The 14,157-nt window shown below is 42.8% G+C and carries 15 protein-coding genes; all 15 read right to left on the reverse strand.

The features are described 5' to 3' along the window. On the reverse strand, positions 1-927 hold the full coding sequence (gene glyQ, locus D3P96_RS04505; RefSeq protein WP_124943197.1) for a glycine--tRNA ligase subunit alpha: 927 nt from the start codon (positions 925-927) through the stop codon (positions 1-3). Between the two features lie 265 nt (positions 928-1,192). After that, complete coding sequence (gene recO / locus D3P96_RS04510) at positions 1,193-1,981, reverse strand: DNA repair protein RecO (protein ID WP_124943198.1); 789 nt, start codon at positions 1,979-1,981, stop codon at positions 1,193-1,195. A 79-nt stretch (positions 1,982-2,060) separates the two neighbouring features. Next, positions 2,061-2,966, reverse strand: a complete 906-nt coding sequence (gene era, locus D3P96_RS04515) for a GTPase Era (RefSeq protein WP_124943199.1) — start codon at positions 2,964-2,966, stop codon at positions 2,061-2,063. 32 nt (positions 2,967-2,998) lie between these two features. Further along, positions 2,999-3,403, reverse strand: coding sequence for a diacylglycerol kinase family protein (locus D3P96_RS04520; RefSeq protein WP_348542185.1), 405 nt, complete (start codon positions 3,401-3,403; stop codon positions 2,999-3,001). Further along, positions 3,381-3,863 (reverse strand): rRNA maturation RNase YbeY, encoded by a 483-nt coding sequence (gene ybeY, locus D3P96_RS04525; protein WP_124943201.1) that lies wholly within the window; start codon positions 3,861-3,863, stop codon positions 3,381-3,383. The genes D3P96_RS04520 and ybeY overlap by 23 nt, the downstream gene beginning before the upstream one ends. Positions 3,864-3,886: 23 nt before the next feature. Next, positions 3,887-4,852 (reverse strand): PhoH family protein, encoded by a 966-nt coding sequence (locus tag D3P96_RS04530; RefSeq protein ID WP_124943202.1) that lies wholly within the window; start codon positions 4,850-4,852, stop codon positions 3,887-3,889. A gap of 86 nt (positions 4,853-4,938) precedes the next feature. Next, on the reverse strand, positions 4,939-5,382 hold the full coding sequence (locus tag D3P96_RS04535) for a GatB/YqeY domain-containing protein (protein ID WP_124943203.1): 444 nt from the start codon (positions 5,380-5,382) through the stop codon (positions 4,939-4,941). Between the two features lie 73 nt (positions 5,383-5,455). Further along, entirely contained in the window at positions 5,456-5,641 is a 186-nt protein-coding gene (rpsU, locus tag D3P96_RS04540; RefSeq protein WP_042493485.1) for a 30S ribosomal protein S21, read from the reverse strand. A gap of 102 nt (positions 5,642-5,743) precedes the next feature. Next, on the reverse strand, positions 5,744-6,622 hold the full coding sequence (locus D3P96_RS04545) for a YitT family protein (protein ID WP_124943204.1): 879 nt from the start codon (positions 6,620-6,622) through the stop codon (positions 5,744-5,746). 28 nt (positions 6,623-6,650) lie between these two features. Beyond that, positions 6,651-8,456: an aspartate--tRNA ligase gene (aspS, locus tag D3P96_RS04550; RefSeq protein ID WP_124943205.1), complete on the reverse strand. Its 1,806-nt coding sequence runs from the start codon at positions 8,454-8,456 to the stop codon at positions 6,651-6,653. A gap of 1 nt (position 8,457) precedes the next feature. After that, entirely contained in the window at positions 8,458-9,768 is a 1,311-nt protein-coding gene (gene hisS, locus D3P96_RS04555) for a histidine--tRNA ligase (protein WP_124943206.1), read from the reverse strand. 311 nt (positions 9,769-10,079) lie between these two features. After that, entirely contained in the window at positions 10,080-10,973 is an 894-nt protein-coding gene (locus D3P96_RS04560; protein ID WP_124943207.1) for an N-acetylmuramoyl-L-alanine amidase, read from the reverse strand. A gap of 110 nt (positions 10,974-11,083) precedes the next feature. Then, on the reverse strand, positions 11,084-11,527 hold the full coding sequence (locus D3P96_RS04565) for a nucleoside 2-deoxyribosyltransferase (RefSeq protein ID WP_124943208.1): 444 nt from the start codon (positions 11,525-11,527) through the stop codon (positions 11,084-11,086). Positions 11,528-11,639: 112 nt separating this feature from the next. Beyond that, positions 11,640-12,806 (reverse strand): hydroxymethylglutaryl-CoA synthase, encoded by a 1,167-nt coding sequence (locus tag D3P96_RS04570; protein WP_124943209.1) that lies wholly within the window; start codon positions 12,804-12,806, stop codon positions 11,640-11,642. 1 nt (position 12,807) lies between these two features. Next, positions 12,808-14,013 carry a bifunctional phosphopantothenoylcysteine decarboxylase/phosphopantothenate--cysteine ligase CoaBC gene (coaBC, locus tag D3P96_RS04575; protein WP_124943210.1) on the reverse strand — a complete coding sequence of 402 codons (1,206 nt, stop codon included), beginning with the start codon at positions 14,011-14,013 and terminating at the stop codon, positions 12,808-12,810. Positions 14,014-14,157: the final 144 nt, after the last annotated feature.

Raw genomic sequence — 14,157 nt, forward strand, 5'->3', positions numbered from 1 at the left:
TTAGTTTTCCTCCTCATCTGCTGGTAGGTACTTTGCTCTAAGATCTTCATCCTTTAACAAAGGGAAACCAAGCTTCTTACGCTCGTCAATAAATTCTTGGGCCACTTGATGGGCCATCTTACGAATGCGACTTAGATACTTCGCCCGTTCAGTCACTGAGACAACCCCACGTGCATCCAACAAATTGAAGGTATGTGATGACTTTAAAATATAGTCATAAGCTGGGTGAACCAAGTTATCGGCTAAGGCACGCTTTGCTTCCGTTTCATAGTCATTGAAGTGACGCAAAAGCATTTCTGAGTCAGACGTATCAAATGAGTACGTTGAATGTTCAAATTCTGGTTCCTTGAAAATGTCGCCATAAAGCACACCATTTCCCCATTCCAAATCGTACACCGTTGGCACGTCTTGAATGTATGAAGCCAAACGTTCCAAACCATACGTAATTTCAGAAGTTACGGCGTCTACTGGAATCCCACCGACTTGTTGGAAATATGTGAATTGGGTTACTTCCATACCATCAAGCCAGATTTCCCAACCAATTCCAGCCGCACCCATTGATGGGTTTTCCCAGTTATCTTCAACGAAACGAATATCGTGTTCGAGGGGATTGATTCCTAAGGCCTCCAATGAAGCCAGATAAAGTTCTTGAATGTTATCTGGTGAAGGCTTCATAACCACTTGAAATTGGTGGTGTTGGTAAAGACGATTCGGGTTGTCACCATAACGACCATCGGCTGGACGACGTGAAGGTTCTACGTAAGCCGCATGCCATGGTTCAGGTCCATTCGCACGCAAAAAAGTATAAGGACTCATCGTTCCTGCCCCTTTTTCCGTGTCGTAAGCCTCCATCAACATAGCGCCTTGATCGGCCCAAAATTTTTGTAACGTTAAAATAATATCTTGCACACTTAACTTTTCGGTCATGATATTTCCCTTTCTGTTTTAAATGCATAAAAAAAGCCTACACCAATCGTATAACACAATTGATGTAGGGACGATTTAGTATCGCGGTTCCACCCTACTTCCAAGGAATTCCTTGGCAGCTTCATTTAAATTGTTCTTGGCTCCGACAGCGCCCCTTAAAAACATCACGGCTACCCTTCCATCAACGGTAACTTGCTAAGCATGTGTTTAAAAATATTCTGTCCTCATCGCTATACCATCTATTTTACTCGTCCATAATTTAAAGTCAATCAGTCGATTCGTTTTTTTGCTGGCGTTCTGCCAAACGCTTGTCCCATTGATGTAAATCTTGAATGAATGTCTTAGCCCGTAATTGGACCCCGACTTGTTCTTGATAAATGCGATCCAATACGCGCGCCATTTCTTTTTTGGTTTCAGCATTCAACGATAATGAGTTCAGCTGGTTCAAATCCACCCGAGCCAACTGCTGTAAGACATAAATGGCTTTTGGGTTCACATGCATGCGATACTCATCGCGATCCCAATGCTGCTGACAAAGTACCCCTTGCAAGTGTTCCGAAAAATCCATTGGTCCTTGCGTATTTCCACAAATGACACAACTTTGCCATTGCATTTGAATCCCAAAATCAGGCAGCAAGTGCAATTCAAAGTAATTTGCTAAAGCTTGGGCATCAAATCCATCCACCATCTTCGTTTCAGCCAATTGGGCCTCGTCAAACCAATGTGGAATTGGTTGATTATCAACATAGGCTGCATCAATGAGCCCAAGGATATAGAGCATGTAGGCATTTTTTTCAACATCTTCAATAAAGAGACGTGGCAGTTTACTTTGTTTCACATCATTAATAAAACTGAGGCCGGTCCGGTTAATGGTCCCTTCATATGTCGCCATGGTTAATGGTTGCATATCGGCAGCATACTGGTAACGTTTTGATTTTCCATGCCGAATATAAAACATACGTTTTCCATATTCACGGGTCAAAATCTTAACCATTAGATCCTTTTCCTTATGTGCCCGCTGGTACATAACGATGCCTTGAAAAATATCAGCCATTCCCCCACCTCCTGTTTAAATAAAAAAAGAAATCGCCGTCAATGACGAAACGATTTCAAATAGGTTGATGCAACGTTGTTTAAACGTCCGCATCCTCCTTATATCCATATGATTGAAGTGCTTGCGGCTTATCACGCCAACGGTCTTCAACCTTCACCCAAAGTTCAAGATAAACTTTGCTACCAAGCAAACGCTCGATATCTTTACGAGCGCGGGTTCCAATTTCCTTAATCATGCTACCACCCTTACCAATAATAATATTCTTTTGGCTTGGACGCTCAACCACAATCGTTGCTTGAACATGCAACTTTTCATTTGCTTCACGGGCAATGCTATCAATCACCACGGCAACTGAATGTGGCACTTCTTGGCGAGTCAATTGCAAGACCTTCTCACGAATCAATTCGGCCATGATAAAGCGTTCTGGGTGATCTGTAATTTGATCTTCTGGGTAATATTGTGGTCCGGCTTCTAATTGATCCATCGTTGTATCAATCAAAGCTTGGACATTGTCCCCTGTTCGCGCTGAAATTGGGAAGATTTCAGCAAAGTCCATTTGTGCTTGATAATCAGCAATCATTGGAAGAACTTCTTGTGGTTGCACAAGGTCAACCTTATTAATAACCAAGTATACTGGTGTATCGACATCCTTTAAACGATTGATAATATAATCATCACCACCACCACGTGGTTCATCGGCATTGACAACAAACCAAATCATATCCGCTTCATGTAACGCTGAATTGGCCGTCTTCATCATGAAATCCCCTAACCCATTTTGGGGCTTGTGAATTCCAGGGGTGTCAATAAACACGATTTGACCTTCATCCGTGGTATAGATTCCTTGAATCTTATTTCGGGTTGTTTGGGCCTTGGGTGACATGATGGCAATTTTTTCACCAATCATTTGGTTGAGCAATGTTGACTTACCCACATTTGGGCGTCCAACAATTGCGACAAAACCGGACTTAAAAGCTTCTGACATTCGACTATTTCCTCATGTATTCTTGTGTTCTATTAAAAGATATAGGGATAAAAAATTAAGCAGCCAATCACCGCTGCTGTTCCTGCTGCGACTAAGACCCCGCCGGCTGCAACGTCCTTTGCGACTTTGGCGAGTGGCTCATATCGTTCCCCGACAATTAGATCAACAATTGCCTCAACCATCGTGTTCACAAATTCAGACATAATCACCATACTTACGGCAATCGTAATCCAAATCCAGTCGGATCTGCCAATCCCTAGATAGATGCCCAGAATCAGCACCAAAATGGCAGCGACGATATGAAAACGCATATTACGTTCACGTCTTAAAACATCAATAATCCCATCTAACGCATGGCCTAAGGCCTGCAAAAAATGGCGGTTTTTTGTGACTTGGTGGTCGTTGGGGTTTTGCTTATCGTGTAAGGCCATAATCATCTAAGATTTGGCGTTGCAAATCAAACATTTCTTTTTCATCTGCTTCGCTCTTCATATGATCGTACCCGTTCAAATGCAAGAAACCGTGGACCACAAGAAAACCGAGTTCACGTTCCCAGGAATGTTCCAGATATTCGGCTTGTTCACCGATTTTATCCACTGAAACAATCAAGTCACCAATATTTTTAGGGATGTCTTCAGCCATCTCCTCATCCATTAGCAATGGGAAATCATCAGCATCATCTTCAATCGCAAATGAAATGACGTCTGTTGGCTTATCAAGGCCACGATACTCACGGTTATACCGTTGAATTTCATCGTTATTCACAAAGGTCACAGACATTTCAGTATTATCAGGAAGCCCTAACGCTTTCCCAGCGTAATCCAAAACGTTTTTGACTAATGTTAAATGCTCTTCTGATAAACCTGGTTTTGATTCATCGATTAATGCTAAATCCATATTTACTCCTTTACTGTTCCAATTTATTCTGCATCATTATAACGATCATACGCGCCCACAATGGCTGCCACAATCGGATGGCGGACCACATCACTTGCGTCAAAATGAATCATTTGGATTTGTGGGACATCTTTTAAGATGGTTTGCGCTTGAACCAAACCGGATTTTACACGAGGCGGTAAATCAATCTGGGATACATCCCCGTTCACCACCATCTTTGAGCCAAATCCAAGCCGAGTTAGAAACATTTTCATCTGGGCAGTCGTTGTATTTTGCGCCTCATCTAAGATGATAAAGGCATTGTCTAACGTCCGTCCACGCATATAAGCTAAGGGTGCAATTTCGATAACTTCACGATCAATTAACCGTTCTGTGTGCTCCTTACCTAGAATAGCAAACAACGCATCATAGATTGGTCGTAAGTACGGATCAACTTTTTCCTTTAAATCACCTGGTAAAAAGCCTAAACTTTCACCAGCTTCAACAGCCGGCCGGGTAATAATTAACCGTTCCACATCACCACGTTTCAACGCTGCAACAGCCATGGCAACGGCTAAATAAGTTTTACCTGTTCCTGCAGGTCCGATCCCGAAAGTCACATCAGCATGCCGAATGGCATTGACATACTCACGCTGATTATAATTTTTGACCCGAATCGCACGCCCTTTGGCATCACGAATAATCGTTTCCGTGTACATATCCGCAAAGTACATCAGCGTGCCACGTTGGGCCATGTTCATCGCTGAAACAATGTCAGCAGGTCCAATCCGGATTCCCTTTTTAATTAGCAAACAAAGTTCATCGATCACGGCGACAGTTTGTGCCACAGCTTCTGGTGAACCAACAATGGTCAGTTGAGCCCCCATTCCGGTGATTTGGACACCAAGACCCTCTTCTAATAATTTGAGATGAGCATCTTGTGGACCGACTAAACCAATTTCTTGTTCTGGATTTTCAAATTGAAAGTTTTGCTCAATGGTATTTGTCAATTATATAACCCTCTTTTGCTCAGATTACTTATATTATACCTTAATTACCTATGTATCGGGGATGGAATTCCCCGCAATAAAACACTTTATGCTAATTCGCTTTGGACAAGTTGATTAATCAATTTTCCGTCAGCCTTACCCTTAACCTTAGGCATAAGCGCACCCATGACTTTACCAAGATCGGCCTTGCTTGAAGCGCCCACTGCAGCAATGGTTTCTTGCACAATGGCACGAACTTCATCTTCTGAAAGTTGTTCAGGCATATACTTTGCAAGGACAGCAATTTGCGCATTTAAATCTTCTGCTAAGTCGTCACGCCCGGCATCAACATAAGCGTCACGTTCTTCAACGTGTTGCTTCATTTCACGCGAAACAACTGACAATTCTTCATCAGGTGTTAAGTCATGACCCAGCTTAATTTGTTCATTTGATAAATCAGACTTTAACATGCGAATCACACTTAAAGCTTCCTTATCCTTAGCTTTCATCGCCGTCTTCATATCGGTACTTAATTGTTCTGATAATGTCATGTTCTTATTCCTCTTTAGTTGATAATTTCTAAACAAAAGCCGGACCACCCAGAGGTAGCCCGGCCAGAACGTTTTAGCGTCCCTTCTTGTTCTTGCGCTTACGAGCAGCCTCAGCCTTCAACTTACGTTGTACTGATGGCTTGATGTAATATTCGCGCTTACGGTACTCTTGTAAAGTACCATCCTTTGATACACCACGCTTAAAGCGACGGAGAGCATCATCTAGAGACTCATTCTTACGAACAACAGTCTTTGCCATAATGTTTACCCTCCCTTCCCGTGTGAAGAATTCAACTTATAATGTCGCACACTTTTGTTCAAATTAAATTTTACCAGAATTCTGAAACAAGTCAAACACATTTTAGAGTTTTGGCTCGTAAAAGCGTCCCGTTGTATGTTCAATTCGCCAGGTTGATGACCATGCCTTAGGGTCAGCTTGTTCCAATGCATCCCGGAAGTCATAACGTTCATAAGCGGAAATCACGGTAAAGAGAATTTCCTTCTCGTGATGATTGTAGCCACCTTCAGCATCATGCACAATTGTAATCCCACGTCGAATGTTTTGTTGTAACATTTCAATCACACGGTCAGGCTGTTCAGTCACAATCATCACTTGCAACTTTTGCTGACGGGTATAGAAATTATCAATCATATAAGCATTCACAATTAATGAAATCCCTGTATATAACGCATACTGCGGTCCAAAAAGATAACCCGCGGTCAACAGAATAAAGAAATTAAACGTGAGATTGACTGCTCCCATGCGCATGCCAAACTTTTTACGTGCCACAATCCCGATGATATCTAACCCACCAGTTGAAAGACCAGTTCTAAGAGCAAACCCAGTCCCAAACCCATTGATACCACCACCAAAAATGGCTAAGACGAGCGGATCACGGACCCATTCACCTGGTGAAGGCACAATTCGGATGGCTAGCGCGGCCAAGACTAAGGCTAATCCAGTAAACATTGTAAAACGATACCCCAACTTACGGTAACCCAAAATTAATACAGGAACATTCAATAGAATTAACAACAATCCAATTGAAATATTCATATGCAAATATCGAATCCCTAATGTATTAAGGATTTGAGCTAACCCAGTGAACCCCGACGAGTAAATATGGCCAGGTGTCCAAAAAATATTAATCGCAATCGCTGAGGTTAAGGCATAAATAATGGCTGCAACAATTCGCGCCGCATATTCATGTCGATCAAAATATAGCATTATCTGCGTCATATTCCTTCACCTTCCCTCTTGAGGTGCCTTATTCCTCTGCCAAATTAGGTGTATCAGTATCCGCGTATTCGGGGGCCGTTAAGCCCAGGTCACCTTCAACTTGTTGCTTTGAAACGGGTGTTGGTGCTTCAGTCATTGGTTCAGTCGCCTTTGAGTTCTTTGGGAACGCAATGACATCACGAATATTGTCACGACCAGCCAAGATCATGGCCAAACGATCAAGTCCTAAGGCAATTCCACCCATTGGTGGGAATCCGAATTCCATACCTTCTAGCAAGAAACCAAATGCTTCTTGCGCAGATTCTGGTGTAAAGCCAAGCGCTGAAAGCATTTGTTGTTGAATATCCATGCGGTGAATACGAATTGAACCAGATCCCAATTCATAACCATTCAAGACCAGGTCATAAGATTGGGCATGCGCTTTGTGTGCCCCTTCGGTTGTCGTCATCAATGGCAAATCTTCCTCGTTTGGCATCGTGAATGGGTGGTGTGCCGCAATCCAACGATCTTCTTCTGGTTGATATTCAAAGAGTGGCCAATCGACAATCCAGGCAAAGGCCCACTTATGATCATCAATGAGGTTCATTTCCTTGGCAGTCATACGACGCAAGGCATCCAGCGTTGGGTTCACAACGTTTGGCTTGTCAGCGGCGAACAAAATCAAGTCCCCCGCCTTAGCTCCCGTTGCAGCTAAAATAGCATCTGATTGTTCGGTAAAGAATTTGGCGATTGGTCCAGCAATCCCGTCTTCAATAACTTTCAACCAAGCCAAGCCCTTGGCTCCAAAACGTTCAACATACTTACCAAGCTTATCGATTTCTTTTCGTGAATAGTGTTCAGCCCCACCAGGAACCACAATAGCCTTAACCATACCACCGTTGGCAACGGCACCTGAGAAGACACCAAAGTCTGAGTCTTGCATCATCTCTGAAAGATCTTGCAATTCCATGCCGAAACGCATATCGGGTTTGTCAGTTCCAAACCGGCGCATTGATTCTTCCCAAGTTAAAACAGGGATATCCGTTGGATCAAGATCATAATCAACCGTCTTTTGCATGATTGAAGCGACCCATTGACCAACCAATTCACGAATTTCATCTTGGTTCATGAATGATGTTTCTAAATCAAGTTGCGTAAATTCAGGTTGACGATCACCACGAAGATCTTCATCACGGAAAGCACGAGCAACTTGATAATAACGATCAAAACCAGCTCCCATCAACAGTTGCTTAAAGAGTTGTGGTGATTGAGGTAAGGCATAGAAAGCGCCTTGGTAAATTCGAGAAGGCACCAAATAATCACGGGCCCCTTCAGGAGTTGATTTAGCCAAGTATGGGGTTTCAATATCAATAAATCCGGCTTGATCCAAGAATTCATGTGTTGCCGCCGTAATCTTTGAACGAATGCGCAAATTCTCTTGCATTTCAGGACGACGCAAATCCAAGTATCGGTACTTCAACCGAGTTTCATCTGAAGCATCCACGCCATCTTCAATCAAAAATGGTGTTGTCTTTGATTCAGCCAAAACGGTAATCTCAGTGACTTGCACCTCAATTTTCCCAGAACGAATATGGTCGTTTACAGCACCTTCAGCACGCTTTTTGACGACCCCAGTGACTTCTAAGACATATTCTGAACGGACAGATTCAGCCACTTCAAGCGCTTCTTTTGAAATTTCATCAGAAAAAGCTAATTGAACGATGCCTTCACGGTCGCGTAAGTCAATAAAAATCAAACCACCTAGATCACGGCGCTTTTGGACCCAACCGTCTAAGACAACTGTTTGTCCCTCATATTGTTCATCAATTAATCCTGCATAATTTGTTCGCTTCATGTTATTCCTCTCCTGTCTCCACATCGATTTCCACATAATCTGGTAAGGCCGTGTATAAGTCTGTTAACTTAACTTGTTGCTCATCCCCAGTACGTAAATCCTTCAATTTTGCGGCATGTTCGGCTAGTTCACGATCGCCAATTAAAATCATATAATGTGCATTTTCACGATCGGCCGCTTTAAATTGGCCCTTTAACTTGCGATCTTCATAATCACGATCGGCACTATAGCCAAATGAGCGAACCGCTTGAAGCATTTGCATGGCCACAACGTCGGTTCCCTCACCTTGGTTTGCAACATACACGTCCAAGGCTGGTGCATCTGGCAAAACAGCGTCAGCATCATCAAGTAACAACATCAAGCGTTCCAATCCAATTCCAAAACCAACACCTGGTAATTGTGGCCCACCAAATTCTTCCACTAGGCCATTGTAGCGACCACCACCAGCGATTGTTGTCCAACCATCCCCTAAAGCAGGGCTTTGGGTCATAATTTCAAAAATAGTGTGATTGTAGTAATCAAGTCCACGGACTGTACTTGCATCAACTTCATACTCAATACCCAAAGCATCTAGATAGTTTTTAACCTTGTCCCAGTGGGCTTGTGCCGTTTCACTGAGATAATCCAAAATTGAAGGTGCATTTTCAACAATCGTTTGGTCTTTGGCATCCTTTGAATCCAAAACACGTAATGGATTCTTTTCCAAGCGTGCTTGTGAATCGTACGATAATTCATCCTTAAAAGGCGTTAGATAATCAATCAAAGCTTGGCGATAGGCATCACGTGATGCTTGATCACCAAGTGAATTGATGGTTACCTTTAAATCAGCAACACCTAATGTTTGGAAGAAATCAACTGCCATAGCAATCGTTTCTGCATCAAGTGCAGGCGATTCAGACCCAATTGCCTCAACGCCAATTTGATGGAATTGACGCATGCGCCCAGCTTGTGGACGTTCATATCGGAACATTGGTCCAATGTAAAAAGCTTTATAAGGCTTAGCAAACTCAGGACCATATAACTTATTTTCAACAAATGAACGTACAACGCCGGCAGTCCCTTCAGGACGTAACGCAATATGACGATCTCCCTTATCGTAGAAGTCGTACATTTCCTTGGTCACGACGTCAGATGTATCCCCCGCAGAACGGGCGAAAACATCGAAGTTTTCAAAGATTGGTGTCCGAATTTCCTGATATTGATAATCTGAGAAAAGCAGACGCGCTGTCTCTTCGACATAGTGCCACTTATGTGACTCACCTGGTAGTAAATCTGCGGTTCCTTTTGGTTTTTGAAATGATTGTTTTGCCATATTAAAGCCCTCTCAATTTTTAATTTTACCGACAAAAAAAGCCCCTGATAACAGTCATTCACTGTTATCAAGGGCGCATCTTTTTTGCGCGGTACCACCTTGTTTAGTTCTTATCTATACCGTAACGGAGTATCTGCGCGCGTAATGCGACCTAAAAAGTGTCCCTCTATGGCTAAAACATGGAACTCACACCAACTTCCACTCGCTGTTGAATTAGATCATAGATTTACTTTCTCATCGGTTTAATATATCTATCGTTTATTATCCCCTAGCAATCAAGTCACGTCAAGCTTTTGCTCTTGAGACACGCGTTATTTTTTATGATCTTCCAAGTAGCGTTCTAGCCCATATGGTAATGCGTTTGCAATTTTTTGTTGGAATTGTGCCGTTTTAAAATGGTTAAAATCGCGATCCGAGTTAATATAGCCATTTTCCATCAAAATGGCCGGTACTTGATTGTCACGTAAGACTAAGTAATCACCAAAGTCGACCCCCTTATTAGGCATGTTCTTCGGCATTTCAGGGGCGATTGCCGTATTGACCGATTGCGCCAAATCTTTTGAACCATTTTCCTTATGATAATAGTAAGTGGTAAAGCCACTCGCTGAATTCGCTTCAGGTGCTGAATCAAAATGAAATGAGATAAACATATCGGCGTGGCTATTTTCAGCCACCTTTGGGATATCGGCTAATGGTACTAGCTTATCTGTGTCGCGTGTCATGATGACCCGAGTGCCATGTGACTTCAACTCAGATGCCACCTTCTTAGCGAGTTCCAATGTGTATTTCTTTTCATACTGGTCATGATTCGACAGCGCCCCTGAATCCGAACCACCATGTCCGGGATCCAAGACCACGGTCGCTTCAGATAGTGGTGACAGCTTGGCAAGTGGTTGCGTTCGCTCTACAAGCCAACCTGCGACCCAGGCTTTTGACTCATCTTCACGCCGTACTTCATACCAGCCGCTTTCGCGTTTCAAAATTTGTAAGTGCTCCCCTTTTTTTAAAACACCAGCCCCCGGCGCCAACACGCCTCGGCTCGTATGGATTGGCACATTACTAATTTTAACGGTCACTTGTTGGCGATGGAGCAAGAACGTCGTCGTCATGACTGCTGTTGTTAATATGGCTAAGACGACCACTAGCGGTACCCAAAAGCGTATCATCCACCGTCGAATCAGTTGCCAAATTGTTTGCAAGGTCATCGTTATTTTCCTTCTTCATTTATAATATTTCTATCTTACATGAATTTAAACGAAATGATAATAAAAACCCCGAAAGTTTTTCACTTCCAGGGTCACATCAGACGCGATGTTTAAAACATATCACCAGTCCATTCAGACGTTGGCATTTCATTAAAGTCATATTGAGCAACATCTGAAACATGTAGCAAAACAGCATGGGCGGGAATTGCCATCATCAAATTCACGCTACCATTTGGCTTTTCTTTGAGCAAAATAACAGGCTTTTGGTTCGCATTGGCATAGCCAATTTCCCATGCCGTTCCTGGATCCACGAAATCATCGACATAGTCAATAACTGCTACGACAACATCTGCTTGGTCGATGTGATCGCGATCCACCTTGAATGTGGCAGCTGCCCATTCACGTGTTCCCATCTCAAATTCAGCACAATTTTCTGAACGTGGACTAAAAAAACTTGCAACGGTTGGATTATTCGTTAAAGCTTGCTCCATCCGTTCAATCCGTTCAATTTGTTCTGCATCAAAAAATGGTCCTGCTAAATATACATTTTTCATCAATTCACTTGCTCCTATTTTTAGTTCAATATTATTTTATCAAAATAAACCGAACATCACAAGCGACCGGAGTAAACAAACCGCTAAATCACGAACTAAAAGTCAATCGTTGCTAAAATTGTTCTACATATTGTCGCTTTTGGTCTTGAACGCCACTCAAAACAAACTTGGCATGATCATGTGTGATATCAAGCGCACGGTTCGTTGACCCTTGGACCACAGATGCAAACATTTGTTCATATTCTGAAATGGAAAGTTGCGTTCTTTGCTCTAATAACTCAGGTAATTGGTTTGTAATCAGACCTTGGTTATAGTTGGCTTGTAGCGTTAATGAGAACAATTCCCCCTCAGCTCCAGAACCATATGAAAATAGGGCTAAATCATCGCCAGCTTGCAAAGTATCATCATTCAACAATAATGACATCAAACTCAAGTAAGCTGAACCCGTATATAAATTACCAATTTGTTTATTATAATGACGGCTCGCCTCAAATGAAGTAAGTAAGGCATTTTGCTTTTCTTCTGAAACTTCAGGTAAGACGTCACGTAGTGCTTTGAGCCCCATCTTTGTGAATGGTAAGTGGAAAACTAAAGCTTTAAAACTATTTAAATCACGACTAGTTTGGGCACGATAACGATCCCACAATTCTTTAAAGAAATCACGATAAATATTAGCTGAGAATTTACCATCAACCACAGCCGTTGAAGAATCATTTGGTCGCCAGAAATCCATAATTTCATCTGACATAAAAACACTGTCTTGATTGAGCGTCGCAATCGTTGGGTTCGCCGTTACTAACATTGCGACAGCCCCAGCTCCTTGTGTCACTTCACCACCAGTATTCAATCCATAACGGGCAATATCACTGGCAATCACCAAAACTTTGGCCTCTGGGTGCAAAGTCACATAATCACGTGCTTGCATCAAACCATAGGTACCTGAATAACATGCCTGCTTAAGCTCAATTGTTCGCGCATAACGGTTAATGCCTAGCAACTTTTGTACATATACCGCTGCTGATTTAGATTGATCAACGCCTGACTCAGTAGCAAAGATAACCTCTTCAATCTCTTCTCGGTCAGTTTGCGTTAACATCTGGTCGGCAGCATTTGCCCCCATCGTCACGACATCTTGGGTGGCCGGCGCAACTGCTTGTTGTGTTTGTCCAATCCCAATTAAATACTTATCAGGTTCTTCACCGCGTGCATGGGCCAAATCCACCATATCAATATAGTGTTGTGGTGAAAAGAAACTCATCTTATCAATTCCAACTTGCATCTCATGCTTCCTCCATTCTTGGTTTGATTAACTTTAATACCTGACGTGCTACCTCGAGTTTACTCATCTTTGGAAGTGTCTCCGGTGTTTCATTTTTAAACAATAAAGTTACGGCATTATCATCCGAACCAAAGCCAATATCTGCCTGCGAGACATCATTGGCAATCAACAAATCCGCGTGCTTCTTTTTTAGCTTGGCTTGGGCATGGTCCAATAACTGTTGGGTTTCTGCAGCAAAACCAACTAAATATTGATGTGACTTCTGAGCACCCAACTCCGCCAGAATATCAGGATTTTCCACTAACTTCAAAGTTAGTCCCGACGCATCCGCTTGTTTTTTCATTTTTTGCGTGGCTGGTTCGGCAATTCGATAATCCGCCACTGCCGCGGCCATAATCACCACATCCGCTGCATCATATTGCTGCATCAATGCCGCTTGCATTTCTTGCGCAGTTTTAACATGAACAACTTTTGTAAATGGTGGTGGCGTTAAATCGACTGTTGTAATTAAAGTCACTTGTGCCCCTTGTTCCACAGCAGCTTGGGAAAACGCATAGCCCATTTTACCTGAAGAATGATTTGCGATATATCGAACCGGATCAATCGGTTCCTGTGTGCCTCCTGCTGTAACCACGACACGCTTTCCAGTGAGCGTTTTCTCATCCGTTTCCGCCAAGATACCGATTTGCGCAAATAAGTTTTCTGGTTCGGCTAAACGACCAATCCCAGCATATCCTTCAGCCAATTGCCCTTGCTCAGGTGCCATGATTTTAACACCATCAGCACTTAATTGGTTAAGGTTCCGTTGCACGGCTGGATTTTGATACATGTTTGAATTCATGGCCGGTGCAATCGCAATCCCAGTATGGCGTGCAATCACAACACTCGATGCGGCGTCATCAGCAATGCCCTGGGCCATCTTGGCAATAAAATTCGCACTAGCTGGTGCCACAACCATGTAATCGGCCCAATCAGCCAATTCGATGTGGTCAATGGCTGGGTCTGTTGTATCAGCAAATAAGTCGGTCAAAACTGGATGGGTAGATAAAACACTAAATGTTTTGGGTGTGACAAACTCACAAGCTGACTTGGTCATAACAACACGTACATCCGCTTGGGCCTTCACAAGTAAGCGCGTCAAAGTCACGGCCTTATACGCCGCAATGCCGCCTGTAACGACTAACACTATTTTTTTACCAACTAACATGGCTCCACGATCCTTTATCTATTTTAGAAGTCTATTTTACCACTATCTGCTTGCATTCGGTTGTTTTAACGCAAAATAAAAGGAGTCAGCACGCTGACTCCTTTTATTTAACCCCCCAAGGTTATATTGCTGACACCTTTGAAA

The sequence above is a fragment of the Weissella viridescens genome (assembly GCF_003862435.1).
GTDB classification, from domain to species: Bacteria; Bacillota; Bacilli; order Lactobacillales; family Lactobacillaceae; genus Weissella; species Weissella viridescens_A.

Coding starts and splice junctions, on each gene's coding strand:
- glyQ (WP_124943197.1), bottom strand. CDS start 927: ATGACCGAAAAGTTAAGTGTGCAAGATATTATTTTAACGTTACAAAAA.
- recO (WP_124943198.1), bottom strand. CDS start 1,981: ATGGCTGATATTTTTCAAGGCATCGTTATGTACCAGCGGGCACATAAG.
- era (WP_124943199.1), bottom strand. CDS start 2,966: ATGTCAGAAGCTTTTAAGTCCGGTTTTGTCGCAATTGTTGGACGCCCA.
- D3P96_RS04520 (WP_348542185.1), bottom strand. CDS start 3,403: ATGATTATGGCCTTACACGATAAGCAAAACCCCAACGACCACCAAGTC.
- ybeY (WP_124943201.1), bottom strand. CDS start 3,863: ATGGATTTAGCATTAATCGATGAATCAAAACCAGGTTTATCAGAAGAG.
- D3P96_RS04535 (WP_124943203.1), bottom strand. CDS start 5,382: ATGACATTATCAGAACAATTAAGTACCGATATGAAGACGGCGATGAAA.
- rpsU (WP_042493485.1), bottom strand. CDS start 5,641: ATGGCAAAGACTGTTGTTCGTAAGAATGAGTCTCTAGATGATGCTCTC.
- D3P96_RS04545 (WP_124943204.1), bottom strand. CDS start 6,622: ATGACGCAGATAATGCTATATTTTGATCGACATGAATATGCGGCGCGA.
- aspS (WP_124943205.1), bottom strand. CDS start 8,456: ATGAAGCGAACAAATTATGCAGGATTAATTGATGAACAATATGAGGGA.
- hisS (WP_124943206.1), bottom strand. CDS start 9,768: ATGGCAAAACAATCATTTCAAAAACCAAAAGGAACCGCAGATTTACTA.
- D3P96_RS04560 (WP_124943207.1), bottom strand. CDS start 10,973: ATGACCTTGCAAACAATTTGGCAACTGATTCGACGGTGGATGATACGC.
- D3P96_RS04565 (WP_124943208.1), bottom strand. CDS start 11,527: ATGAAAAATGTATATTTAGCAGGACCATTTTTTGATGCAGAACAAATT.
- D3P96_RS04570 (WP_124943209.1), bottom strand. CDS start 12,806: ATGCAAGTTGGAATTGATAAGATGAGTTTCTTTTCACCACAACACTAT.
- coaBC (WP_124943210.1), bottom strand. CDS start 14,013: ATGTTAGTTGGTAAAAAAATAGTGTTAGTCGTTACAGGCGGCATTGCG.